Consider the following 25558-nt stretch of genomic DNA (forward strand, 5'->3'; position numbering starts at 1 on the left):
CTCCACACCGCCTCGCTCCATGGACGCCATGATCCTCGCGGCCGGGCTCGGCACCCGGCTCCGCCCGCTGACGCTCCGCACACCGAAGGCGCTCGTCGAGGTCGACGGGGTGCCGATGCTGGAGCGCGTCGCCCGGCGGCTGATCGCGGCGGGCGCGGACCGGATCCTCGTCAACGTCTCGTACCTCGCCGCGCCGGTCCAGGCCTACGTCGACGGCGCCGACTGGCGGACGGCCGACGGCGCCCCGGTCGAGGTCGTGATCTCCGACGAGCCGGACGGCCCGCTGGAGACGGGCGGCGGCATCAAGAAGGCGGCCGCGTTCTTCCGCCGCGACGCGCCGTTCCTCGTCCACAACGCCGACATCCTGACCGACGTGGACCTCGCGGCCCTCTGGCACACCCAGCGCGATGCTTCCGACGGGCGCCTCGCGACGCTCGCGGTCGCCGAGGCCCGCACCGACCGCGCGCTCCTGTTCGACGACGGCGGGCTCGCAGGCTACACGCTCGACGGCGGCGAGCCGAAGCCCATGCGCGACCCCGACGGCCCCCGCCGCGTGGTCGACTTCTGCGGCGTCCAGGCCTGCGCGCCGTCCCTGCTGGACACCATCGAGGCACGCGACGAGGCCACGTTCTCCATCATGGACGTGTACCTCGGGCTCGCCCGCGACGGCACCCGCGTCGCGGCCTTCGACGGCACCGGCGCCCGGCCCAACCGCTTTCTCGACGTCGGCACGCTGGAGCGCCTGGAGGAGGCGAACGAGGCCGTCTCGACCGGCGACTTCGCATAGACGAACAGAACGAAACGACGGACTCCACGCCTCTGCCGCCACGCCACACCCCACCCCCGTGACCCACAGCCCCCGCTTCCTCGCCCTCGTCGACGCCGCCCGGCGCGACATCACCGAGACCGACGCCGAGACGGTCCGCCAGCGGATCGCGGCGGGCGACGCCTTCACCCTGGTCGATGTCCGCGAGGCCGACGAGTGGGCGCGCGGCCACCTGCCGGGCGCCGTCCTCATGCCCCGCGGCGTCCTCGAACGCGACGCCGAGGCGGCCTTCCCCGACCCGGACACGCCGCTGGTGCTGTACTGCGGCGGCGGCTACCGCTCGGCGCTGGCGGCCCAGTCGCTCGGGCAGATGGGCTACACGACCGTCGCGTCGATGGACGGCGGCTGGCGGGCGTGGACGGAGGCGGACTACGAAACGGAGGGCGGCGCCTGACCGCGTCCGCCTCGGGTCCGCGGTGGGCTCACGCGCCGTGCGCGGCGTCGAGGTAGGTCACCAGCGGGCGGGCACCGCGCGCGGTCGCCACGATCTGGTCGACGAGGCCGGGCGACTGCACGTCGGCGTCGGTCAGGGACTGCTGGGCGACGACGGTCTCCCAGCGCAGATAGTCGGCGGCGGGGCCGTCGCGGTGGGCGGCGAACCCGCGCGGCATGGTCGTCAGTTCGTGGCCGAGCGAGCCGATCTCCAGCTCAGCGGCTCGCACCTCGGCGAGCATCGCCTCGAAGGCCTCGGGCCGCTCCGCGATCCGCGTCCGCACCGGCCGGAGGTAGGCCACCGGCGGCCGGTACACGCCCGACGCCACGAACGACGCCCCCGGCTCGACGTGGACGTAGACGAACACCGGGTCCTCCCCGCCGCCGGGCCGGTCGAACGACGCGCCGACGTGGGTCTGGTACGGACGCTTGTCCTTCGAGAACCGCACGTCCCGGTAGATCCGCATGGCCCGTCCGCTCGTGAACGCCGAGCCGTCGGCCGCGAGGGCTCGGCTGGCGCTCTCGACCAGAAGGTCGAGGGTCGCCTTCAGGTGGTCGTCGTAGGTCGCCTTGCGGGGCTTGAACCAGTCGCGCTCGTTGTGGTCGCGGAGCGCGCTCAGAAAGGCGAGCCCCTCGTCGGAGAAGCCGGGGAACGGGGGCGGGAGGAGGTCGTCGAGGCGCATGGAGGTACCGAGGGGCCCGGGTCTACCGGCGAGGGGCCGCGGCGTTCACCCCGACACCGAGGCGGGCGGACCCGGCGCACGGGACGGCTCGTTGACGCGAGGCCTCTCCCCCACGCCCATGCAGTTCGTCCCCTCGAAGAACGTCCTCGGCGGCGACCTCCAGGACTGTGGCCGCGACCCGGTGACGGGCTTCTACCGCGACGGCTGCTGCGAGACCGGCCCCGACGACCACGGCACGCACGTCGTCTGCGCCGTGATGACGGCCGAATTTCTGGCCTTCACCGCCTCGCGCGGCAACGACCTCTCGACGCCCGTTCCGGCGTACCGCTTCCCCGGCCTGTCGCCGGGCGACCGGTGGTGCCTGTGCGTGAGTCGCTGGAAGGAGGCACTGGAGGCGGGCGTCGCGCCGCCGGTCGTGCTGGCGGCGACGCACGAGAAGGCGTTGCGGACGGTATCTCTGGCCGACCTCCAGGCGCACGCCGTCGGTCTTCGGTAGCGTCTCCTCCCGCCTCGGCGCCGAGGCGGGCTACACCAGAGGCACCACGAGCGCGAGAAGGACCGTCGTCGCAAACGCCACGACACCGACGGCGGCCAGCAGCGGCGTCCACGTCTTGAGCGTCTCGACCTCGCTCAGGCCGCCCATCTTGGCGAAGATCCAGAAGCCCGAGTCGTTCATCCACGAGCCGACGAGCGAGCCGCTCGCGATGGCCGTCGCGAGGTAGACCGCGTGGAACGGCAGGTCGACGCCCGCGACCGCGCCCGAGATCAGGCCGACCGTCGTGATCATGGCGACCGTGCTCGACCCCTGGGCGATCTTGAGCAGGCTGGCCGTCCCGAACGCCAGCCCGAGCAGCGCGAACCCGCCTGCGCCGTCGCCCATGAGCGCCGCCAGCACGTCGCCGACGCCGCTCGCGCGCAGCATCGCGCCGAAGGCGCCGCCCGCGGCCGTGATCAGGATGATGACGCCCGCCGACATGAGCGCCTCTTCCACCGAGGCGGCCACCTCGGCCCGGCTGGGGCGTCGCTGCCGGACGTAGACGATCAGCGCCGCCACCGTCGCGAGCCCGAGCGCGAGGTTCGGGTTGCCCAGCGCCGCGAGCCACCCGACCTCCTGGCCCAACGCGGTCGCCACCGTCGACGCGGTGATCAGGACCACGGGCACGACGATCGGCGCCAGCGACGCCATCAGGCCGGGCAGCACGGCCGGCGGGGCCTCGGCCTCGGGGATGCCGGCCGCCTCGGGGTCGTCGGCGTCGGGGAGCGGGAGCGGCATCCGGCGGTCGGCCCACGCGGCGAAGGCGAGCACGGTCACCGTGCACGGGATCGCGATCACGAGGCCGACGCCCATCATCGTCCCCAGGTCGACGCCCAGTTCGGCGGCGGTGACCAGCGGGCCGGGCGTCGGCGGGACGAGGGCGTGGGTCACGACGGCGCCGCCCGCGACGGCCAGCAAGAACTTCAGGTAGTGCTTCTGAGACGCCCGCGCGGCCGACCGCGCCAGCGGCACCAGCAGGTAGAACACGGTGTCGAAGAAGACCGGGATCGAGAGCACGGCGCCGCTGCCCGCCAGCGCTGGCGCCGCGCGCCGGTCGCCGCCCGCACCCGTGAACGAGCGCACGATCCGGTCGGCCGCGCCGCTGTCGGTCATCGCCTTGCCGATCACGGCTGCGAACGCGATCACGATGCCGATGCCCGCCGCCGTCGCCCCGAACGCCTCGGCGACCGCGGCCACGGCTTCGCCGGTCGGCCCCATGGCCAGCAGGCTCACGACCAGCGCCGCCGCCAGCAGCGCCAGGAATGCGTGCACGCGCCCGACGACGATCAGCCCGAGAACGGTCGCCATTCCGAGGGCGAGGATGAGGAGAGGGTGCATGGTCTCAGAAAGGTCAGGGATCGGCCGTCAGCGGGCGACGCGGAGAGGAAGGCTTCCTTCGAGCGCCCGCAAGGGCACGGCGTGCCGTGTCCATCTGGAGGACACCGGGGAGACGGCCTGCGGGTGCCTCATCCCTCGCCTCTACCACCCCAGCCCGCGCGCCGCGACGGGTACGCGCAGGAGCCGGTCCGAGGAGGTCAGGAAGAGCGTCCGCCCGTCCGGACCGCCGAAGGTCACGTTGGCCGTGGCCTTCTCGGTCTCGAGGGTGCCCAGGTAGGCGCCCCCGGCCGAGAACACGAGCACACCGCCCGGACCGGTCGCGAACACGTTGCCCTCGGTGTCGACCGCCATGCCGTCGGGCAGGCCGGGGCGCCCCTCGCGCACCCACGCGGTCGCGTCGAACAGCAGGGTCCCCTCCCCCACCGAGCCGTCGGCGCGGACCGGGTAAGTCATCCAGACGGCCCGCTCGGGGTCCGAGTTGGCGACGACGAGCGTCCGCCCGTCGGGCGAGAGGACGACCCCGTTGGGCCGCGTCAGGTCGTCGACGAGGAGCGTGACGGTGCCATCCGGGTCGATGCGGTAGACGCCGTTGTGGGGCTGCTCCTTCTCAGGTGAGTCGTCGTGGCCGGCGAGGCCGTACGGCGGATCGGTGACGTAGAGCGCGCCCGACGCCGCGAGGACGAGGTCGTTGGGACTGTTGAAGCGGCGCCCGTCGAAGCGGTCGGCCAGCACGTCCTGGACGAACGAGCCGGGGTCGAGGCGGGTGACGGCGCGCGAGCCGTGCCCGGCGAGGAGGAGCCGCCCCTCGGCGTCCAGGATGAGGCCGTTGCTGCCGGTCTCACCGGGCGTCTCGGAGCCGAACGCGCGGCTGGCCGGCCGGAGGTAAACACTCAGCCCGTCGCCCTCGGCCCACCGGTAGACCGTGTTCCGGGGCACGTCTGAGAACAGGAGGTCGCCCTCGTCTGGACGCCAAACCGGCCCTTCGGACCACCAGAAGCCGTCGGCCAGCACCTCGGCTTCAGCGCCGTCGGGGACGAGGGCGCGGAAGGCCGCCGGGTCGCCCGCGGTCGGCTGGGCGGTCACGCAGGCCGACAGGGTGAGAGCGGCAGCGAGGACGAGGCAGCGGAGCACAGCGACACGGGCGAGGGATCTGCCGAGGATACGGCGGGACCGCTTCCACAGCCCCGCGGGTGTGCCGAGGCGGGGCCACTCGGGCTCCGCAGGTGCCTCCCACCTGGCGACGCGTGCGCGCTCAGCCCGGCCTCATCCCACGCGGCCGACCGCCGCGCGCCGTCACTCCCTGAAGCCTCGGTGAGGGGGCGAACCTGTCACGCGGGGGCTCGTGGAACCGGTCGACCCTCCCGACCGACATGGCTGAAGTCCCGACCTCCACTGACACCGTCCGCCTGCAGGTGGCGGGCGCCCAGAACCCCGACGTGGGCAAGGGCGTCGCGCGCATGAGCCAGGAGGCGCTGGCCCAACTCGGCATTGTGCCGGGCGCCATCGTCGAGCTGCGCGGGCCGAAGAACGCGACGGCCGCCATCGCGCTGCCGCCGTACTCCGCCGACGCCGGGCTCGGCATCGTCCGCCTGGACGGCCTGCTGCGTGCCAACGCGGGCGTCGGGATGGGCGACCACGTCGAGATCGCGCCCGCTCGGGTCGCGCCCGCGACCAAGGTGACGCTGGCGCCCGCGCAGCCGGGCGTCCGCCTTCAGGGCCGCGGCCAGGCGCTGCTCCGCACGTTGCTCGGCCGCCCGCTCACCTCGGGCGACACCGTCTCGACGAGCGTCTACCGAAGCCAGCCCGGCCCGCAGGACGGCATCCCGGGCCTGCCGCCCGAGGTGGCCCAGCGGCTGTTCGGCCAGCAGCGCGCGTTCGGCCTCCAGGAGATCCGGCTCATCGTGACCGGCACGGCGCCGCGCGGCATCGTGCAAGTGACGGAGCAGACCGAGATCGAGCTGCTGCCCGAATACCAGGAGCCCAAGAGCGGCGAGACGCCGGTCGGCATCACCTACGACGACATCGGCGGCCTCGGCGACACCGTGGACCAGGTCCGCGAGATGATCGAGCTGCCGCTCAAGCACCCCGAGCTGTTCGCGCGGCTCGGCATCGACCCGCCGAAGGGCGTGCTGCTGTACGGGCCGCCCGGCACAGGCAAGACGCTGCTGGCGCGGGCAGTCGCCAACGAGACCAACGCCCACTTCGCCGTCATCAACGGGCCCGAAATCATGGGCCGCTACTACGGCGAGAGCGAGGGCCGCCTGCGCGAGGTGTTCGAGGAGGCCGCCGAGAACGCACCCGCGATCATCTTCATCGACGAGATCGACTCGATCGCACCTGCCCGCGACGAGTCTGGGGAGGCCGAGCGCCGCGTCGTCGCCCAGCTCCTCACGCTGCTCGACGGACTCGAAGGCCGCGGCAACGTGGTCGTGATCGGGGCTACCAACCGGCCCGACGCCATCGACGAGGCGCTCCGGCGGCCGGGCCGCTTCGACCGCGAGATCGTGATCGGCGTGCCGGACACCCAGGGCCGCCGCGACATCCTCAACATCCACACGCGCGGCATGCCGCTGGCCGAGGGCGTCGACCTGGAGGAGCTGGCGCGGACGACCTACGGGTTCGTCGGCGCGGACCTCGGCGCGCTCGCCCGCGAGGCGGCCATCTCGGCCCTCCGCCGCGTGCTGCCGGACATGGACCTCGACCAGGACGAGATCCCGGCCGAGGTGCTCGACGAACTGATCGTCAAGGACGGCGACTTCGCCGACGCGCTCCGCCGCGTCCAGCCGAGCGCGCTCCGCGAGATCCAGATCCAGGTGCCCAACGTCCGCTGGGACGACATCGGGGGCCTGCAGGAGACCAAGGAGCAGTTGCGGGAGGGCATCGAACTGCCGCTCAAGCACCCCGAGGCATTCGAGCGGCTGGGCATCCGCCAGGCGAGAGGCTTCCTGCTGTTCGGGCCTCCGGGAAACGGCAAGACGCTGCTCGCCAAGGCCGTCGCCCGGGAAGCCGAGGCCAACTTCATCGCCACCAAGTCGAGCGACCTGCTGAGCAAGTGGGTGGGGGAGTCGGAGAAGCAGGTCTCGAAGCTGTTCAAGCGCGCCCGCCAGGTCTCGCCGACGGTCATCTTCATCGACGAGATCGACGCGCTGGCGCCGTCGCGCGGCGGTGGCATGGGGGATTCGAACGTGACCGAGCGCGTCGTCAACACGCTCCTCGCGGAGATGGACGGGCTCGAAGAGCTGCAGGGCGTCGTCGTGATCGGCGCGACCAACCGGCCGACGCTGCTCGACCCGGCGCTCCTGCGCCCCGGCCGCTTCGACGAGATCGTCTACGTGCCCGTGCCGGACGCTGAGGGCCGCCGCCGCATCCTGGAGATCCAGACCGGCCCCATGCCCCTCGCCGACGACGTGGACCTCGGCGCGCTCGCCGAGAAGACCGAGCGATTCTCGGGCGCCGATCTCGAGAACCTGGTCCGCAAGGCGGGCCTGCTCGCCCTCCGCGCCGACCTCGCCACGGAGACCGTCACCGCCGACGACTTCGCGCGGGCGCTGGAGGACACGCGCCCCAGCGTGACGGTCGAGGTGGAGAAGGAGTACGAGCGGATGCGCAAGCAGCTCAAGCAGGAGGACCCGCGCGGCGGTCGTCCCATCGGCTTCCAGATCGCGTCCGCGGACGACGCGGCCTGACCCATGCCGCCTCGGTGGCGCCGTCGAGCGAGCCACCGAGGCGGAGCGCGTCGGACACCCTTCCAGATGGAAGCCCCGGCCAGCCCGTTCCTCTGGAAGCACGCGTCAGAACGACCGTGGGCACCGACGGGCCGTGTCGTACGTTGGAACCGTCATGCACCTCGCTGCCCTCCTCGTCGAAGCCCCCCTGCGGGGGCTTGCCTTGATGGCCGTCCTCCTCTTCGGGGTCGGCACAGGCATCGTGCACGAGGCGCACCACGCGCTCGAGTGGGCCGACGCCCAGACCTCGCATGAGGCGGACCATCACCGGGAGGGCGGAGAGCGAGCCGAGGCGCCGTGTGTCGACGGGGACGCGCACGTCATCGACTGCGCCGTGTGCTCGGGCCTGAGTGCGTTCGCGCTCGGACCGGAAGGCGACGTCGACATCGTGACGTCGGACACCCAGCAGATGGCGGCGCGTGAGGCGTACGCCGACATGCGCCGCGCTGTCAGTCCGGCCCGAGGGCCTCCTGCTGTCGCCTAGCCTCGCCGCATCGCGGTGAGGGATCCCCCGGCCTCGGCCGGTCCTGGCCCGCCGCACGTCTGTGGCGTTTCCGACAGCTCCCATGATGGTCTTCCGCCTTTCGGTGGTCGCACTCGCCCTGCTGGCGAGTACGGCCTCCGCCCAATCTCTCGTCGGCCGCGTGGTCGACGCCGACACCGGCTCCCCGCTTCCGGGCGCCGCCATCCGCGTGCTCGACCGCGGCGCCGCGGCCGATGCCGACGGTCACTTCGCGCTCGCCGGTCTCCCTCCAGACACGGCGACGGTCACGGTCACGTTCGTGGGGTACGCCCCCTGGCGCGAGGTCGTGGACCTGCGCCGGTCCGCCCCGCTCGACGTCCGACTGGCGCCGATGGCCGACGTGCTCGGCGAGGTCACCGTCGCTGCCGACGCGGCGCAGGAGGCGCTCGGCCGGGACACGCGCCCTGTGGGCGTCCTCGAAGGCCGGGCGCTCGACGACGCACGCGGCCAGACCCTCGCCGAGACGCTGGAGGGGCTCAACGGCGTCACGTCTCTCTCGACCGGGCCCACGATCGCCAAGCCGGTCGTCCGCGGCCTGCACTCCGACCGCGTGCTGATCCTGGAGGACGGCGTCCGGCAGGAGGGGCAGCAATGGGGCGGCGAGCACGCGCCCGAGATCGACCCCTTCTCGGCCGGGCGGATCGAGGTCGTGAAGGGGGCGGCGGGCGTCGAGTACGGCGCCGGCGCCATCGGCGGGGTGGTCCGCCTGGAGGCGGCCGACCTGCCCGACCGGGTCGGCCTGGGAGGGCGGCTCTCGCTGCAGGCGTTCTCGAACAGCGGGCAGGGCGCCGGGTCGCTGACGCTGGAGAGCGCCTCGGCGACCGTGCCAGGCCTCGCGTGGCGGTTCCAGGGCTCGGCCCGACGCGCGGGCGACGCGCGGACACCGGACGTGGTCATCCGCAACTCGGCCTTCGCCGAGGCCGCGGCCCATGCGACGCTGGGCTACCAGCGCGGTCCGCTGGAAGTGGACGCGCACCTCCGGCGCTACACCACCGAACTGGGCATCTACCGGGGCTCGCACTTCGGCAACGCGCGCAACCTGGAGGCCATCATCGAGCGCGGCGGGCCGGACCCGGACTGGAACTACGCGTTCTCCTACGACATCGACGCGCCGAAGCAGGTGGTGACGCACGACGTGGCGAGCATCCACGGACACACGACCATCGGCGACGGCCACCACGTCGACGCGCAGTATGCCGTCCAGCGGAACCGGCGGCAGGAGTTCGACGCGCACCGGCCCTACAGCGACTCGCTGGCGGCGCTCGGGGCCACGCCGTCGTTCGACCTGTCGCTCCTGACGCAGTCGGTGGATGTCTCGATCGAGCCGGCACTCGCCGACCGCCTCCGGCTCAAGATCGGCGTGCAGGGACGGACGCAGCTCAACGAGAACGGGGCTTCGGGATTCCTCGTCCCCAACTTCCGGGCGTACGACGGGGGCCTGTTCGCGCACGGCGCCTTCGCTGCGTCGGGCGCGCTGACGCTGGAGGCGGGCGCACGCCTGGACGCCCGCACGCAGCGGGCCTTCCCCTACGACGCCGCCACGCGGTCCTTCGACGACGTCCAGCGGACGTTCCTGGGCGGCGCGGCCGTGGTCGGCGCGATGTACGGAATCGGAGACGCGTGGAGTCTCACAGCGAACGTGGGCAGCGCGTGGCGTCCCCCCAACGTGAGCGAACTGTACTCCTTCGGCGTCCACCACGGGACGGCACAGTTCGAGATCGGTGACCCCGACCTCGGCGTGGAGCGGAGCCTGGACGTGAACGCAACGGTCCGGCACGAGAGCGACCTCGTGAGCGCCGAGGTCTCGGGCTACGTCAACCACATCTTCGACTACATCTACTCGCTGGAGCAGCCCGAGCCGACGGTCACCATCCGCGGCACCTTCCCCACGTACACGACCACGCATACCGACGCCCGCCTCGTCGGGGTCGACGCGACCGTGGACGTGCGGCCGGCCGACTGGCTCGAACTGGGCGCCCAGACCTCGGTGCTCCGAGCCGACAACCTGGACCTCGACGGGCCGCTCTACGGGGTGCCCTCGAACCGTGTCGGCGCGCACGCGCGCGTGACGGCCGAGCGGCTGGCCCGCGTGTCGGGGGCCTTCGCGGAGGTCGAGGTACGGCACGTGGCTCGGCAGGACCGGGTCCAGCCAGGCGCCTACCTCGCCGCCCCCTACCCGCCCGCCTACACGCTGACGGCGATCACCGTCGGCGGCGAGGTGTTGTGGGGACAGACGCCGCTCCGCGTCCAGCTCGGCATCCAGAACCTGTTCGACGTCCGATACCGCGACGCGCTGAGCCGCTTCCGCTACTTCGTCGACGAGCCCGGCCGCAACGCAACGCTGCGCGTCTCGATCCCGCTCGGCTAGGCCACCGCTTTGGCGGGGGACTCGCTCCCGCCAATCCCGGTCGCCGGCCGACAGGCGCGTGTCCTCGGGACGGCGACCTCGTGTTTCATTCCCCCCCTCTCATGCTTACTCCACACATTCTCACGCGCGGCTCCCTCGCGCTGGCCCTCCTGGGGGGCCTCACGCTCAGCGCCTGCGACTCCGGCGAGCCGGATGGTCCTCCCAACGAGGAGGAGCTCATCACGCAGGTGAGCCTCACGCTGACCCCGGTCGGCGGCGGCTCAGCGATCACGATCGTGGCGTCCGACCCCGACGGGGACGGCGCCGGGATCACGTTCTCGCCCTCGGCGCTCGCCCTCTCGCCGGGAACGACCTACAACGGCACGATCGAGCTCCGCGACACGATCAACGCCGAGGACATCACCGAGGAGGTGGAGGAGGAGGCCGAGGAGCACCTCTTCCGCTACACGCTCGCGCCCGCCTCGGCCGGGACGGTGACGATCACCGACACCGAGAGCGACTACTCGTCGGAGGACGAGAACGGCGGCGACTTCGCGGTCGGCCTCACGTTCCAGGTCGCGGTCGCCGCAGGCGCGTCGGGCATCGGCACGCTGGACGCCATCCTCTACCACTTCGACGACGCCCCGAAGCCAGGCTCGGCCGCGACGAGCGACGAGATCGACGTGGACATCGCGTTCCCGGTCGCGTTCGGCAGCGCCGCACGACGGTAGCCGCCGCCGCCCGCCTCGGCGTCCTCCCCGAGGCGGGCGGTCTCAGTTTCATAACGCCTCCGCTTGATCCCGGCGGGAGGCTCGGTACCTTGCGAGTGCCCCTATAGCTCAGTTGGTTAGAGCAGCGGACTCTTAATCCGCGTGTCCCAGGTTCGAGTCCTGGTGGGGGCACAAACAAAACGGCCCGTGCATCGCGCACGGGCCGTTTTTGTTTGAGAGGAGGCTCGAAGGGCCCTCGGCCCTCGCGCCGAGGCAGATCGGAGCGTCCCGCGGGACGCCCCATCCGGCGCGGATTCCGGTGGGGCACGCTGGCAGACTGCCCCACCGGTCGGTCGGTGGCGAGCGCTACTCGGACGGCGTGGCCGTGTCATTCTCACGGTCCACGTCCGGCAGCAGGCCGTCCGGGTCGAGGCGCGCGGACGTGACCGTGCGGCCCCCCGACGCCAGGATGACCGACACCTCGGCGTCGCGCGCGAAGCCTTCCACCGGCACCCCGACGCGGTCCGTCGAGCCGTCGGCGAAGGTGACTTCGATCTCGGTCGGGAACACGAGCCCGCGCTCCTGGCCCACCGTCAGCACGATCACGTCGCCGTCCCGGACGACCGAGCGGAGCGCAGCGTCGTACATGTGGCGCGTGTCGAACCAGCCGCGCCAGAACCAGTCGAGGTCCTCGCCCGAGGCGTCCTCCATGGAGCGGAAGAAGTCGGCCGGCTGAGGATGCTTGAAGGCCCAGCGGCGGGTGTACTCCCGGAAGGCGGCGTCGAAGCGCTCCTGTCCGAGAACGGCCTGCCGCAAGAGCTGGAGGCCATAGCCCGGCTTGCGGTAGCTGTTCCAGCCTCGCTCGGTGTTGTTGAGGTGGTCAGCGTAGGTCAGGATCTCGTCGTCGACCGAGATCTCGTTGGCGAGGAACGTCCGCGCGATGGTTTCGGCGCTCGTGAGCGCGCCTTCGCCGTAGCCCGGCAGCGTCGGGTCGTCGCCCTCGTTGTAGAAGGTGACCCCCGAGGGCCCGTTGATGAACGTGTTGAAGCCCTCGTCCATCCAGGCGTGGCGGCGCTCGTCGGAGCCCACGATCATCGGGTACCAGTTGTGGCCCAGCTCGTGGTCCACGACCCCGAACAGCCCCTTGTGACGGCTGCGGACGGACGAAAAGTGGATCATCGGGTACTCCATCCCGCCGATGTGGCTCGCGACCGAGATCGCGACCGGGTACGGGTAGGGGTACCAGTAGGAGTTGTTGAGGATGGAGGCGCGGCCGTAGCGCGTGGCCTCCTCCCAACCCGGGTTCTCGGCCGTCCCGATGCCCTCCACCGGGTAGGCGCTCAGGATCATCACGTCATTGATGGACCCGTCCTCCTGCGGGACGCGGGCCACGGCGCCGTCCACGAGGAAGGCCTTGGACGAGCCCCATGCCACGTCGCGGACGTTCTCGGCGCGGAAGCGCCACGTCTTGGTGCCCGTCATGGAGGCCGCCGCGTCGCGGTCCGCCTCGGTGACGATGGGGAGCGCGTCGTCGCTGCGGCTGGCGGCGGCCCAGCGGTCGCGCTGCGCGCGCGAGTACACGTCGTCGGCGTTGCGAAGCTCGCCCGTCGCGACCACGGTGTGGCTGGCCGGGACCGTCAGCGTGAGGTCGTAGTCGCCGAAGTTGAGGTAGAACTCGCCCGCGCCGAGGTAGGGCTGGTGGTTCCAGCCGTTCACGTCGTCGAACACGGCGACGCGGGGGAACCACTGGGCGAGGCTGTAGACCGTGCCGTACTCAGTGTCGAGGCGGCCCATGCGGGGCGTGCCCGGCGAGCCCGGGATGACGAACGAGTACGGGATCACCACCTCGACGCGGTCGCCGCCGCCCTCCAGCGGCTCGGGGAGGTCGAGGCGCATCCGCGTGTCGGTGACCCACGGCGTCACGGCGCGGCCGTCGACGGTGACGGTGCCGAGGCGGTAGCCGTGTTCATCGGCGAGCGACGAGGCTGCGCGCCCGGTGACCGGCCCGCCGCGGCTGTCGGTCTCGAACAGGTTCTGCTCCAGGTGGAACCAGAGGTAGTCCAGCGTCTCGGGGCTGTTGTTGGTGTACGTCAGCCGGACGGTGCCGGTGATGGTGTGCGTGGTCTCGTCGAGGCTGGCCGTCAGGTCGTAGTCGGCGCGCTGCTGCCAGTAGTCGGGGCCCGGGCGCCCGCTGCCGGTGCGGATGGTGTTGGCGGCGGGCAGGTCGAAGGGCTCGAACATCTCGACCGGCTCGGGCGCGTTGGCGATGCGGAGCGCCTCCTGCTCGGCCTCGTAGGCCGCGAACGCGTCGTCGTCGCGCGTCGCGCGGATGCCGAGGCTGCGCCCGACGAGGGTGAACGTGCCCTCGAAGGCGTCCGCGCCGTCGAAGGTGGCGACGAGCGTGAACGGCGCCCCTCCGACGGCCGCGACGGAGCCTGCAGCCTCAAAGGTGGCGCCGTCCGCCGAGACGGTGACGGCGGAGAGCGGCGAGTCGATTCCGTTGTTCGTGAGCACGAGCCGTCCGTCGCCGCCGCTGGCGGGGAGCGAAATCAGACCCGTTTCGAACGGGGCTCCGTCGTTGGTGAGGGCGTAGCTCCAGGTGCCGACCGGGCTCTGGGCGAACGCCAGCGGGGTGAGCAGGAGCAGGAGAAGCGGGAGAAGCCGTCGAGTCATCGAGAGAGGTGGGGAGGGGGGGACGCAAGCCGGAGCCATGAGCCTCGGGTCAACGGACCGTCTCTCCTGGTGTTGCAGAAGCCGCAGTCCCGCGCCCCGACCGAGGCGGGCCGTGCGGCCCGTGAAACCTCGTCCGGCTCCCGCTGCCGGGCCCGTGGGCCCGTAGCTTTCTGGGCGAGCGTCCACACCCCCTGCCGATGCCCGCAGACTCCGCCGGAACCCCTTGTAAGTTCCTTTTCGTGACCGGCGGCGTGACGTCGTCGCTGGGCAAGGGAATCGTCTCCGCCAGCCTCGGGCGGCTGCTGGAAGCCCGCGGGTTGCGGGTCACGATCCAGAAGTTCGACCCCTACATCAACGTCGACGCGGGGACCATGAACCCGTTCGAGCACGGCGAGGTGTACGTCACCGACGACGGCGCCGAGACCGACCTCGACCTGGGCCACTACGAGCGCTACCTCGGCGTGCCCATGTCGCAGGCCAACAACGTGACCACGGGCCGCGTGTACTCGGGCGTGATCGCGAAGGAGCGCGCGGGCGCCTACCTCGGCAAGACCGTCCAGGTGGTGCCCCACGTGATCGACGAGATCAAGGGCTGGATGCGGCGCCTCGCCGAGACCGGCGACTACGACGTCATCATCACCGAGGTGGGCGGCACCGCGGGCGACATCGAGAGCCTGCCCTACCTGGAGGCCATCCGCCAGCTGTCGCTGGAGGAGGGCAAGGAGAACACGGCGCTCGTCCACCTGACGCTGGTGCCCTTCCTCGCCGCGGCGGGCGAACTCAAGACCAAGCCTACCCAGCACTCCGTCAAGACGCTCCAGAGCTACGGCCTCCAGCCGGACGTGCTGGTGGCGCGCACCGAGCACCCGCTGCCGGAGGACGTGCGCCGCAAGATCGGCCTGTTCTGCAACGTCGGCCCCGAGGCGGTGATCGAGGCGCTCGACGCCGAGTCGATCTACGAGGTCCCGCTGCTGCTGCGCGAGCAGAAGCTCGACGAGGTGGTCCTCAAGCGCCTCCGCCTCGACGCGCCGCTGGACGTGGACCCGACGCCCGACCTGGAGGACTGGGTCGACTTCCTGCGCCGCCTCAAGAACCCCGAGGGGCAGGTCACGATCGCGCTCGTCGGCAAGTACGTCGAGCACCAGGACGCCTACAAGTCGATCTCGGAGAGCCTGCTGCTGGCCGCGGCCAAGAACGGCGTCCAGGTCGAAGTCCGCAGCGTCCTCTCGGACGACGTGACGGCGGCCAACGTGGCGGACAAGCTGGCGGGCGTCGCGGGCGTGCTGGTGGCGCCGGGCTTCGGCGACCGCGGCATCGACGGCAAGATCGAGGCGGTCCGCTGGGCGCGCGAGGCGGGCGTCCCGTTCCTCGGCATCTGCCTCGGGATGCAGGTCGCCACGATCGAGTTCGCGCGCCACGTCGCCGGGCTGCCCGAGGCGCACTCGACCGAGTTCGACCCCGACAACCCGTCGCCGGTCATCTCGATGATGGCCGAGCAGAAGACGGTCACCGACAAGGGCGGCACCATGCGCCTCGGCGCCTACACGTGCGCCCTCGGCGAGGGCACGCTGGCGCAGGAGATCTACGCCGGGGCGGCCACCGTCCAGGAGCGCCACCGCCACCGCTACGAGGTCAACAACGACCTCCGCTATCGGCTCCGCGAGGCAGGCCTCGTGTTCTCGGGCATGAACCCGGACCGTGACCTCGTCGAGATCATCGAGCTGCCGCAGCCTGACGGTGACGGGGCGCCGGAGCTGGCGCACCCGTGGTTCGTCGGGGTTCAGTTCCACCCCGAGTACCGGAGCCGCGTCCGCGAGCCCCATCCCCTGTTCGTCCATTTCATCGGCGCGGCCGTGGCGCACGCCCAGGCGGGCGGCACCTACGACGAGCCGACGAAGCCCAGCCGCACCCGCCGCGTCCGCCGGGCGACGGCGCGGGTGCTGACGGAGGACGGCTAGAGGGTGGAGAGTCGAGGATGGAAGGGGCACGCGGATGCTCTGGCGTCCGTAGACCTCCCTCGCCCCTCCATTCTCCTCCTCAACAACGGTGCCCTCCCCCTCGTCCATCCCCGACCGCCTCGCCGGGCACGTCCGCGTGCGCGTGGGCGCGCTGCTGTTCGACGACGCCGAGGCGCCGACGGCCGTCCTGCTGGCGGAGCACTCCGGGATCTGGGAGGAGCGGCCGTTCTGGACGCCGCCGGGCGGGGGCGTCGAGTTCGGCGAGTCGCTGGCGGAGGCGCTGCGCCGCGAGGTCCGCGAGGAGACCGGCCTCGACGCCGAGGTGGGCGCGGTGCGGTACGTGCTCGACTTCGTCCGCCCGCCGCTGCACGCGGTCTCGTTCTACGTCGAGTGCCGCGCGCCCGGCCTCGACACGGCCCGCCTCGGAAGCGACCCCGAGCTGCCCGCCGACGCCCAGCTACTGCGTCAGCTCCGCCTGATCCCGTTCGACGAGCTGGACGCGCTCACGCTCTACCCCGAGCCCTTCGCCGGGCGCCTCGCCGCCGACGCCCGCGCGGGCTTCCCCGAGGGCACGGTCTACCTGGGCACGTACCGATGAGCACCCTGCTCCCCGGCTCCCTCGGTCCGGCGAGCCGGCGGCTACGCGTCGTGGCGTGGCTCGCCGGTGCCGCCGTGCTGGTCGCGCTCGGCGCCTCGGCGGCGGACGGTGCCGACCCGGTCGCGCGGGCCCACCTCATCCGCTACATCGGCATCCTGGTGTCGGCCGCGATGGGCGTGGGGGTGCTGCACGTGCTCTACCCGGCGGCGGTGGCGGCGCGACTCCAGCTCTCGAACCCCGGGCCGGAGCGGCTGCTGCGATACCAGCTCGGCCGGTGGCTGCCGCTCGTGGCGCTGGCCGCGGCGCCGGCCGCCGGGATCGCGGGCGCAGACACGCTGCAGATGGCCGAGGGCGTGCTGTCGGTGTTCGCCATCGGGCTGTACGCCTTCGCGCGGACGGCCGCGCTGGGGCCGACCGCGCGCGTGTGGGAGCGCGAAGAAGCCGGTCGGTGGTACCGCGCGGGCTACCAGAAAGCGATCGAGCAGAAGACGCCCTATTTCCGCTTCCAGGTGCCCGATGCGATGGTGCCGGGCCTTCTCCGCACGGGCGAGGTGTTCGTCGTCGGTGCCGTCCTCTCGATCGTGGGCGAGGCGATCGGGAGCGGTCTGGCGACGCTCGTCGCGCCCGTCGCTCTGCTGCTGCTCGCCGCGGCCTTCACGGTCCGCCTCGGGCCGACGTTCGACCGCGCGTTCTGGACCTCCCACGGCGTCTGGGCGGACGCCTTCCGGCAGGTCGAGCAGGTCGACGGCCGCGAGCCGATCCGCGTGGATGCGGTGTACTGGGCGCCGCCGTCGGTCCGTCCGGCGGTGTGGGCGGGGCTGGTGTCGCTGGACCGGCGCCTGCCGCTCGGGCGCCTCGCCGCGCTCGGGCTGGGGCTCGGTGCGCTCGTCTACCTGACCGGCGCGCACGCCGCCGCCGCCGCCGCGCTCGCGCTCACGGTCCTCGGACTCAACGGCGCCATCGCCCTGACCGCCGACGACCACATGCTCCCGGCCGAGGCCACGCGCCGATTCGGAGGGACCGTCCGGTGGACCGTCGCCCGCTTCCTCATGAACGTCCGCTGGCTGCCGCCGCTGGTGGCGGTGCTGCTGCTGCTCGTCTGGCTGGCCGACCTCGGCTGGGCCGCCGTCGGCCTGTGGACGGCCGCCTACCTCCTTGCCGCCGCCGCCAGCGCGGTCGCCGTGACCTCGTTCGCTCGCTTCCGCCTCCGCCGTGCCGTCGCCTGACCTCGCCTCGCTTCTGACCGTCGCCCCGGACCGGCAGCGGTCCCTCGTCGTGGAGGGCGTCACGAAACGGTACCTGTTCGGCCCGATCGTGCTGCGCGACCTCTCGCACGCGTTCGCGCCCGGCACCGCGACCGCCCTCGTCGGGCCGAATGGCTCGGGCAAGTCGACGCTGCTCCGCGTGCTGTCCGCGCTGAGCGCGCCGACGACCGGCACGGTCCGCTACGCCGAGGGGGACGTGCACGACCGACCGCATGCGTTCCTGTCGAGCGTCGGCGTGGTCCACGACCGGCCCGATCTGCCGGGTTACCTGACGGGCGTGGAGACGCTGGAGTGGATCGCGCGCGAGCGCGGCACCTGGGACGCGGACGCGCCCGCACGCCACGCGGCGCTGCTCGACGCGGTCCGCCTCGACGAGCGCCGCGACGCCCTCACGCGGACGTACTCGGCCGGGATGACGCGCAAGACGCAGGTCGCCGCGGCGCTCTGCGGCGCGCCGGCGGTGCTGCTGCTCGACGAGCCGTTTCGCGCCCTCGACACCGAGGCCACCGAGGCGGTCGTGGACCTGCTGGCGGCCTTCCGCGACGGCGGCGGGCTGGTGGTTCTCTCCAGCCACCGCTCCGACCTCTTGGACCGGCTCTGCGACGAGAGGCTGGACCTGGGGAGATAGGGGTCGGGTGGTGCATCTGTACCAGACCAGCAGCCTCGCTCGCCCGTAGGGTGCCACATGACCCGCCTGCTCCGCCCGCTCGTCCTGCTCCTCCCTCTCCTCGCGCTGACCGCGTGCGCGAGCGTCCGCCCGGCCGACGCCGCGCCGCGCGAGTTGGTGGTGCTGGTCCACGGCATGGGCCGCTCGGCGCTGTCGATGGCGCCGATGGCCATCTCGCTGCGGCGCGCGGGCTACCGCGTCCTGAACGTCGGCTACAACAGCCAGGGCCCGAGCGTGGCCGAGATCGGCGCCCAGGTGGACGCCGAGGTAGACGCCGCGCTGGCCGACGAGCCCGCTTCCCGCGTCCACTTCGTGGGCCACAGCCTCGGGACGGTCGTGATCCGCTGGCTGCTCGTCCACGACCCGCCCGAGGCGGCGGGGCGCGCGGTGCTGCTGGCGCCTCCGAACCAGGGCGCCCACTCCGCCGACCGCTGGGCGCGCTGGGTTGGCTGGGCGCTGCCCCCCATCCGCGAGCTGCGGACGACCGGCGGGACGGCCGCTGACCTCGGGCCGCCGCCGGGCGTCGAGGTGGCCGTGATCGCAGGCGAGCGCGACGGCAAGGTGGCCGTCGAGGAGACGTGTCTGGAGGGTGCCGCACACGCCGTCGTGGCCTCGGGCCACACCGTCCTCATGATGCGCCCTTCCGTGATGGAGCGCGTGAAGGGCTTCCTCGCCACGGGCGAGCTGGCGGGCGCCTCGGACGCAGCCTGCGCCGAGGCGCTGGCAGGATGAGGCGATAAGGCCTGCAGCGGGGCCTCTCGCCTCCTCGCGCGCCCCGTCTCTACCCGCCCACCTCGGCGCGCCAGAGGACAGACACGACGTGGTCGATGCCGCGCCCGAGGTGGCGCCGGAAGGTGGAGAAGGGCAGGTCGAGCGCCTCGGCGGCGTCGGCCTGGGTCGGCTCCGGGTGGAGATAGGTCCGGTCGAGCGCACGGAAGTAGCGCTGCTCGCGACCGCCGCGCGCCAGTTCGGCGGCCGCCTCGTCGATGAGGGCGCGGAGGGCCTCCACCGGGTCGCCGCCTCGCTCGCGCACGAGGCGGGCTCGCAGGAGCGGGCTCGCGGCGAGCTGGTGCGGCTGGGCGTACGCCCGGAGGGCGTCTCGGACGGCCTCCGTGAAGGCCTCCTCGGAGAGCACCACCACGGCCTCGCGGGCGGGCGGGGGCGGAGGCTCGGACGGGGCCCGGGACGCCAGGGCATCCAGCCACGCGTGTGGCGGCGTCGCCCGCCAGTCCTTGCCGAAGGCGGCCGGGCCGTCGGGCGCCTCGGCGTCCGGCCAGCGCGACAGCCCGGCGAGACCGAGCACCGCTCCCCAGAGGTCGGCCTCGGTCGTGAGGAGGACCGACGCCGCCAGCCCCGACTCGGTGAGGTAGCGCTCGACGGTGCGCGCGAACACGAGTGCCTGCACGGCCGAGACGCCCTGCCCCGCCTCGGCATCCACCCAGCAGCGGAACAGGAGGGCGGTCTCACCCTCGCGCAGCCGGGAGGACACCGCCTCCCACACGGCTGCCGTGACCGCGTCTGCGGACCGCGCACCGGGGTCGAGATCTTCCAGCGGGAGCGTGAGCAGGAAACCGGCCACCCCGCCGCTACGCGTGTGGTACACCTCCGCAGCCTCCGGCCGTCGGTCCAGCCAACCCGCGACCCGGTCCGCCTCGGCGTCGCCGAGGTGGGTGGCCGCGAGCGCGCGGAGGGTGGGGACCTCACCCTCGGCGAGCGGGACGGCCGCGTCGATCTCGGCATCCGCCCAGGCCGAGCGGAGGCGAGCCAGGAGCGGCCCCGCCACCGGGTGGTGTCGGTACAGGTGGAGGAAGTCGGCGAGGACGAGGTGCCGGGCGCCGGGCGTGGGCGCCGCCTGGAGAGCGTCGGCGAAGAACTGCCGGGCGCGGGCCTGCAGACGCGCGTGGCGCGCGCCATCCCGCCAGCCGAGGTCCGCCTCGACCGTCTCCCGGACGACGTCGTGGAGGGAGACCCCGTCCGCGTCGGAGGTCACGAAGGCGAGGTCGCGGAGCCACGCGAAGAGGGCGTCGGGGTCTGGCCCCGGGTCGGTCGCCTCCAGGAGGGCCGCCAGCAGCGGCACGGTCAGCGAGCGGACGACGGAGGCGGCTTCCAGGGCGGCCCGGTGGGCAGGTGATGGAACGGCCTCCACGAAGCGCGCCAGGAGGTCGGCCAGGAGGTCGGGCGCGTGGGAGGGGTCGAAGGCGGCCGCGCCGGGCTGGCGCGCGTGCTCGGCGGCGAGCGCGAGCGCGAGCGGGTGGCCGTGGGTGAAGGCGAGGACGGGCCCGCACGCCTCGGGCGCGAGGCCGCGCGCCTCCAGGAACGCCTCGGCGTCCGCCCGGACGAAGTTGCGGAGCGGCAGCAGCAGGACGGCGTCGGCGTAGTCGGCCCGCCACTCCGCGGCGGGCCGGACGCGGCCCGCGACGACGATCAGGTCGGTGGCGCGGAGGGACGGCACGAAGCGGCGACGCAGCCACCCGTCGAGGGCCTGGATCGGCTCGAAGGTGTCGACGAGGAGGACGCGCGGACCGTCCCCGAGGGCGTCCAGCGCGGCATGGGCGGCGGCGGCGAACGACGCCGGAGCGGGCTCCACGTCGCGCCCGTCGATCCGAGCGACGCCCCGGCCCGCGGCCACCGCGAGGCGGGCAGCCTCGTCCAGCAGCGCGCTCTTGCCGATGCCCCCCGGCCCGTACACGTGGACCACCGCGACGGGTGAGTCGGCATCGGCGAACGCCGTCGTCAGGCGGCTCCGCTCAGCGGCGCGGCCGACAAACCGGCGGTGACGACGCTGGTCCAGCCGGTCACCTAGCGTTGAGGGAGGCATGCAAATACAGAGAGGCAAATCAGGAGAACCATGACGGAGAGGTGCAGAATACAGGTATCCGACGCGAGAGTCAGGATTCATCCTACGGAAGTGAGCAAGGAATGAACAACCTATGGGCTTCCGCTCCCGGCGATCACCCCCCTACTTAGGGGTCTCGCTTTCCTTTCTCCCTCCTCCCTCTTCCATGAGTCCTTTGCGCACCCTCCTCACGGGGGCCGCGACGGCCGGTCTGATTCTGACTGCCGGCCTGCTCGCCCCCCCGTTCTCTGACGCCTCCAGTCACCGCGAGGCGCCGCTGATCGCCGACGACCCGCTGGCCGACAACACGGACGTCTACGCCTTCCGCGACCCGACCGACGACGGCAGCGTCATCCTCGTCGCCAACTACATCCCACTGTCGCTCCCCGAGGGCGGCCCGAACTACGCCCACTTCGGCGAAAACATCCGGTACGAGATCCACGTCAAGAACCAGACCTCGGCCGGCGCGCTGGGCTCGGCGACCGACGACGTGACCTACCGCTTCACGTTCGAGCAGAACAACGGCGACCCGTCGACCTTCTTCAACATCCGCCTCGGCGCGGAGAACCTCAACACGAGCTACACGCTCGAGAAGAGCACCAACGGCGGCCAGTCGTTCACCACGATCGTGACCGACGGCCCGACGCCGCCGGCGAACATCGGGCCCCGCTCCATCGAGTCGGGCGCAGGCCTCGGCACGACCTACGAGCAGCTCACGCAGTCGGCCGTCGTCCAGGCGTCCACGGGTGAGACCGTCTTCGCCGGTCCTCGCGACGACCCGTTCTTCGTCGACCTCGGCGGCATCTTCGACCTGGGCGGCGTCCGCTCCCAGTTCGGCAGCGACGCCTCCAACCCCGACAACGCGCGCGACGCCGTGGCGGGCTTCAACACGCACTCGCTCGTCATCAAGGTGCCGATCGAGAACCTGCAGAAGGACGGCCAGACGGTCGACCAGGCCGAGTCGATCCTCGACCCGAACTACGTGATCGGCGTCTGGGCCTCGGCCTCGCGCCGCCGCGTCCGGACGCTCTCCGCGGACCCGGCCAACCCGAAGCCCATCGAGACGGGCCCGTTCGTGCAGGTCTCCCGCCTCGGGATGCCGCTGACCAACGAGGCCATCATCCCGATCGGCCAGAAGGACTACTGGAACTACACGTCGCCCTACTCGCAGGCCGAGCAGGACTTCATCCAGTACTTCGCCAACCCGGAGCTGGGCCTCTACATGGGCAACGGCCAGTTCGGAGCCGCGGTGCCGGGCCTGAGCGACCCGCTCAAGATCCAGGCGAACTCGCTCGCGGGCGTCTTCGGCGACCTCGACGGCGACGGCTCGGCGGGCTTCAACTTCAACACCAACTTCGTCGACGGCTCGACCGACTTCGACGGCGTCTACGACATCGTCGAGGCCATCGTGGCCGGCGACGTGCCGGCGGAGTTCGTGGCCGGGACCGCCTTCGACGACAGCATCGCGCCGCTCCGCCCGCTGGGTGACGGCAGCGTGACCGCGCTCGCCGGTGACAACCAGCCGCGCCTCGTGGACGTGTTCCCGATCTTCTACTTCGGCGTCCCGAACCTGGCCCCGTACCAGCTCGTGACCGGGAAGACGGGCGGCAACCCCCTCACGCAGGGCAAGCCGTTCATCCACAACTTCCTGCCCGTCACCAGCGTGCCGGGCGACGGCCTCTACGGCGGCGACATGCTCCGCCTGAACATGGCCACGCCGACGACCGACCGGTCCTCGGAGGAGTTCACGAACTGGGCCCGCCTCGGGCTCATCCGCGCGGCGGCCATCGGCCTCACCGTGCCGGACTTCGCCAACACGAACGTCGAGTTCATGCCTCACATGGACGGCTTCCCGAACGGGCGCCGCCTGGAGGATGACGTGACCGGCATCGCGCTCCAGGCCGTCGGCGGGCTGGTGCTCACCGCGGTCGGCGTCCTCGAGGACGACTTCACCGGCAGCGACTACGCCGACGGTGGCCTGATCACGCCGCGCACGCTCACCGAGCTGGCCTTCCTGGCGGGTCCGACGCAGAACGACCTCCCGATCCGGAGCGACTTCCCGTTCCTCGCCAACCCGCACAACGGCTACGACTACGTGAAGCAGCTGACGGCCTCGGCGCCGGCCGCCAACTTCCCGACGTCGAGCGGCATCGGTGTGGGTGCCCCCTCGGGCCTGATCCTCGATCAGAGCTTCCCGAACCCGGCCGCCGCCACCTCGACGGTCCGGTTCCAGCTGCCGCGCTCGGGCACGGTCCGCGTGGACGTGTACGACGTCCAGGGCCGCCGCGTCCAGACGCTGGCCGACCGCCAGTTCCAGCCGGGTACCCACGACCTGCCGTGGAACACGACCTCGCTGGCCGCGGGCACCTACCTCTACCGCCTGATGGTGGACGGGGAGCTGGTGGCCACGAAGCGAGCGACCGTCGTCCGCTAGCGGACCCGTAGGACTCCGCCGACGACTCCCGGTCGTCGGCAACTCCAGGGGGGGCGGGGTGTAACGCTCCGCCCCCCTTCTTTCGACCGTCTCGTCTCCCTGGCTCCTCTCTTTATGTCTTCCACTACCGCCCGTCTCCTGGCCCTTGGCCTCGTGGTCGCCGCCGTCGCCGTGGTGGCGTTCGTGTGGCTCTCCCGCGAGCCTGCCCCGCTACCGCCGGACCGTGCCCAGATCGCCCCCGGCGACACCTTCGACGACGCCGAGGCGGCGGTCGACTACTACCGCGCGGTACTCCGCCGCGAGCCCGAGGCCGTCGAGCCGCGGGTCCGCCTCGCGCACGCGCTGCTCCAGCTCGGCACGGAGCGCGGCACGCAGGGCGAGACCATCCCCGAGGCGCGCGAGCTGCTGGCAGAGGCCATCGAGCGCGAGCCCGACCACTACTACGCGCGGACCCTCCAGGCGTCGCTCCTCAACGTGCTCCACCAGTTTGAGGCCGCCCGCGACCTGTCGCGCGACCTGCTGGAGGACTACCCGTACCACGCCTACACACACGGCACGCTCATCGACGCGCTGGTCGAGCTGGGCGAGTATGACGAGGCCGTCGAGGTCTCGGACCGCCTCCAGGGCCTGAAGCCCGGCCTGCCGGCCTACTCGCGCGCCAGCTACATCCGCGAGCTGTACGGCGACACGCCGGGCGCCATCGACGCGATGCGCCTCGCGGCGGACGCCGGGGCCTCGGGCCGCCCCGAGCGCGCCTGGGCGCTCTACCAGCTCGGCTCTCTCTACCTCGGCGACGCCAAGCCCGACACGGCGGCCTTCATCTACCAGGGCATCCTCGAAGAGCGGCCTGGCTTCGCCCCCGCCCTCGCCGGGCTGGGCCACGTCGCCCTCGTCCGCGGCGACGCCGCCGAGGCGGTCCGCCAGCTCGAAGAGGCGCGGGCGCTCCAGCCGCTGGAGATGATCGACGAGTTGCTCGTGGAGGCCTACACGGCCACCGGAGACACTCGCAAGGCCGACGCCGCCACCGAGCGCGTCCACCAGGCCCTGCTGGCGGCCCGCGAGATGGGCGAGGTGGTGGACATGGAGGAGGCGGACTTCCTGGCCGACCAGGACCGCGACCTCGACCGCGTCCTGACGATGGCGCGCGAGCAGCAGGCCCGCCGCCCCGGCCACCTCCACGCCAACGAGACGTACGCCTGGGCGCTCATGAAGACGGGCGACGCCGAGGCGGCCATCCCCTACATCGAGCGCGCGATGCGCCTCGGCACGGGCGACGCGATGGTCCACTACCGCGCCGCGCGCATCTACGAGGCTGCCGGGCAGACCGCCGAGGCGGCCCGCCACCTGCAGCTCGCGCTGGACGGCCACCTGGAGGTCGAGAGCCCGAGCACGGCCGCCGAGGCGCAGACGCTGCTGGCGTCGCTCGGCACCGGTGCGACGGTCCGCGCGACCAGCGCCGCGCGCTAGCGATGGCCCGCCGCCCGACACGCCGTCCCCTCACCGCCCGCGCCCTGCGCGTGGGCGCGGTGGCGCTCGTGGTGGCAGGCTACCTGGTGGCCTTCGGCACCACGCCGACCGGGCAGGGCTGGACGCTCCTCCCCCACCTCGCGCTCGACCCCGGCCTGCCGCTGGCTGCGCCGACGCTCGTCGTCGAGCAGCCGCAGGAGGGCCCGGCGTTGACGACGTTGCGCCCGGAGGCGACGGACGACCCGGAGGACGCGAGCGAGCACGTCCGCGCGACGCTGCCCGTGATCCACGCGGGCCTGCGGGGAGCCGACGGACGCCGTGCTCACGAGGGCGTGCTGCACGCTCACGACGCGCCGGCGCCGGAGCCGTCCGTGCCCCCGACGCTGTCGCTCGACAAGCACCGGGTGCCGGCGCCGACGGCGGTGCCCGCTCCCCCCGCCTCGGTCGCCGCCGTCGACGAGCCGCCCGAGGCCGGAGCGTCCGTCGACCGCACCGTAGAGACACCCCCACCGATCGGGCGGAGCTGAGCCCGTCCACCGGT

Annotated in this window: 20 protein-coding genes and 1 tRNA gene; 16 read left to right on the forward strand and 5 right to left on the reverse strand. The window is 72.6% G+C overall.

Features of this window, described 5'->3' with window-relative positions; translation table 11 throughout:
• Positions 1–19: 19 nt before the first annotated feature.
• A complete protein-coding gene (locus tag B1759_RS08315) occupies positions 20–787 on the forward strand; it encodes a sugar phosphate nucleotidyltransferase (RefSeq protein ID WP_095514547.1) in 768 nt (255 codons plus the stop codon).
• A gap of 58 nt (positions 788–845) precedes the next feature.
• Positions 846–1220: a rhodanese-like domain-containing protein gene (locus B1759_RS08320; protein WP_095514548.1), complete on the forward strand. Its 375-nt coding sequence runs from the start codon at positions 846–848 to the stop codon at positions 1218–1220.
• A gap of 28 nt (positions 1221–1248) precedes the next feature.
• On the opposite strand, the gene B1759_RS08325 is transcribed toward B1759_RS08320, so the two are convergent.
• A complete protein-coding gene (locus B1759_RS08325) occupies positions 1249–1941 on the reverse strand; it encodes a DUF2461 domain-containing protein (RefSeq protein ID WP_095514549.1) in 693 nt (230 codons plus the stop codon).
• Positions 1942–2059: 118 nt separating this feature from the next.
• Here B1759_RS08325 and B1759_RS08330 point away from each other — a divergent pair, with 118 nt between their 5' ends.
• A complete protein-coding gene (locus tag B1759_RS08330; protein WP_095514550.1) occupies positions 2060–2437 on the forward strand; it encodes a DUF2237 family protein in 378 nt (125 codons plus the stop codon).
• 30 nt (positions 2438–2467) lie between these two features.
• Here the strand turns inward: B1759_RS08330 and B1759_RS08335 are convergent, their stop codons facing one another.
• Complete coding sequence (locus B1759_RS08335; RefSeq protein WP_095514551.1) at positions 2468–3814, reverse strand: GntP family permease; 1347 nt, start codon at positions 3812–3814, stop codon at positions 2468–2470.
• A 141-nt stretch (positions 3815–3955) separates the two neighbouring features.
• Entirely contained in the window at positions 3956–4945 is a 990-nt protein-coding gene (locus tag B1759_RS08340; protein ID WP_095514552.1) for an SMP-30/gluconolactonase/LRE family protein, read from the reverse strand.
• Positions 4946–5184: 239 nt separating this feature from the next.
• On the opposite strand from B1759_RS08340, the gene B1759_RS08345 reads away from it, so the two are divergent.
• The 5 genes from B1759_RS08345 (at position 5185) to B1759_RS08365 (ending at position 11311) form a co-directional block, all read left to right on the forward strand.
• Positions 5185–7500 carry a CDC48 family AAA ATPase gene (locus B1759_RS08345; protein ID WP_095514553.1) on the forward strand — a complete coding sequence of 772 codons (2316 nt, stop codon included), beginning with the start codon at positions 5185–5187 and terminating at the stop codon, positions 7498–7500.
• A gap of 154 nt (positions 7501–7654) precedes the next feature.
• The gene (locus B1759_RS08350) at positions 7655–8023 is read left to right on the forward strand and encodes a hypothetical protein (RefSeq protein WP_095514554.1); all 369 of its coding nucleotides are present in this window, start codon (positions 7655–7657) and stop codon (positions 8021–8023) included.
• 82 nt (positions 8024–8105) lie between these two features.
• Complete coding sequence (locus tag B1759_RS08355) at positions 8106–10430, forward strand: TonB-dependent receptor (RefSeq protein WP_095514555.1); 2325 nt, start codon at positions 8106–8108, stop codon at positions 10428–10430.
• Positions 10431–10531: 101 nt separating this feature from the next.
• Positions 10532–11140, forward strand: a complete 609-nt coding sequence (locus tag B1759_RS08360) for a type 1 periplasmic binding fold superfamily protein (protein WP_095514556.1) — start codon at positions 10532–10534, stop codon at positions 11138–11140.
• 97 nt (positions 11141–11237) lie between these two features.
• Positions 11238–11311: transfer RNA gene (locus B1759_RS08365), tRNA-Lys, on the forward strand.
• 174 nt (positions 11312–11485) lie between these two features.
• Here B1759_RS08365 and B1759_RS08370 read toward each other — a convergent pair.
• Complete coding sequence (locus B1759_RS08370) at positions 11486–13792, reverse strand: M1 family metallopeptidase (protein WP_095514557.1); 2307 nt, start codon at positions 13790–13792, stop codon at positions 11486–11488.
• Positions 13793–13989: 197 nt separating this feature from the next.
• Between B1759_RS08370 and B1759_RS08375 the strand changes: the two genes are divergently transcribed.
• The 5 genes from B1759_RS08375 (at position 13990) to B1759_RS08395 (ending at position 19012) form a co-directional block, all read left to right on the forward strand.
• The gene (locus B1759_RS08375; RefSeq protein WP_095514558.1) at positions 13990–15750 is read left to right on the forward strand and encodes a CTP synthase; all 1761 of its coding nucleotides are present in this window, start codon (positions 13990–13992) and stop codon (positions 15748–15750) included.
• A gap of 88 nt (positions 15751–15838) precedes the next feature.
• Positions 15839–16348 carry an NUDIX domain-containing protein gene (locus tag B1759_RS08380; RefSeq protein ID WP_095514559.1) on the forward strand — a complete coding sequence of 170 codons (510 nt, stop codon included), beginning with the start codon at positions 15839–15841 and terminating at the stop codon, positions 16346–16348.
• The gene (locus tag B1759_RS08385; protein ID WP_143537311.1) at positions 16345–17574 is read left to right on the forward strand and encodes a hypothetical protein; all 1230 of its coding nucleotides are present in this window, start codon (positions 16345–16347) and stop codon (positions 17572–17574) included. Before B1759_RS08380 ends, B1759_RS08385 begins: the two co-directional genes overlap by 4 nt.
• A complete protein-coding gene (locus B1759_RS08390) occupies positions 17561–18241 on the forward strand; it encodes an ABC transporter ATP-binding protein (protein ID WP_198948790.1) in 681 nt (226 codons plus the stop codon). Before B1759_RS08385 ends, B1759_RS08390 begins: the two co-directional genes overlap by 14 nt.
• A 57-nt stretch (positions 18242–18298) precedes the next feature.
• Positions 18299–19012 (forward strand): triacylglycerol lipase, encoded by a 714-nt coding sequence (locus B1759_RS08395; protein ID WP_095514561.1) that lies wholly within the window; start codon positions 18299–18301, stop codon positions 19010–19012.
• A gap of 49 nt (positions 19013–19061) precedes the next feature.
• On the opposite strand, the gene B1759_RS08400 is transcribed toward B1759_RS08395, so the two are convergent.
• Positions 19062–21098, reverse strand: coding sequence for an ATP-binding protein (locus B1759_RS08400; protein WP_158225180.1), 2037 nt, complete (start codon positions 21096–21098; stop codon positions 19062–19064).
• Positions 21099–21282: 184 nt separating this feature from the next.
• Between B1759_RS08400 and B1759_RS08405 the strand changes: the two genes are divergently transcribed.
• The 3 genes from B1759_RS08405 (at position 21283) to B1759_RS08415 (ending at position 25544) form a co-directional block, all read left to right on the forward strand.
• Positions 21283–23550: a DUF4331 family protein gene (locus B1759_RS08405; protein ID WP_095514563.1), complete on the forward strand. Its 2268-nt coding sequence runs from the start codon at positions 21283–21285 to the stop codon at positions 23548–23550.
• Between the two features lie 114 nt (positions 23551–23664).
• Positions 23665–25017: a lipopolysaccharide assembly protein LapB gene (locus B1759_RS08410; RefSeq protein ID WP_143537313.1), complete on the forward strand. Its 1353-nt coding sequence runs from the start codon at positions 23665–23667 to the stop codon at positions 25015–25017.
• Positions 25018–25019: 2 nt separating this feature from the next.
• Entirely contained in the window at positions 25020–25544 is a 525-nt protein-coding gene (locus B1759_RS08415; RefSeq protein WP_095514565.1) for a hypothetical protein, read from the forward strand.
• The last annotated feature ends 14 nt before the right edge of the window (positions 25545–25558 follow it).

The sequence above is a fragment of the Rubrivirga sp. SAORIC476 genome (assembly GCF_002283555.1).
Lineage (GTDB): Bacteria > Bacteroidota > Rhodothermia > Rhodothermales > Rubricoccaceae > Rubrivirga.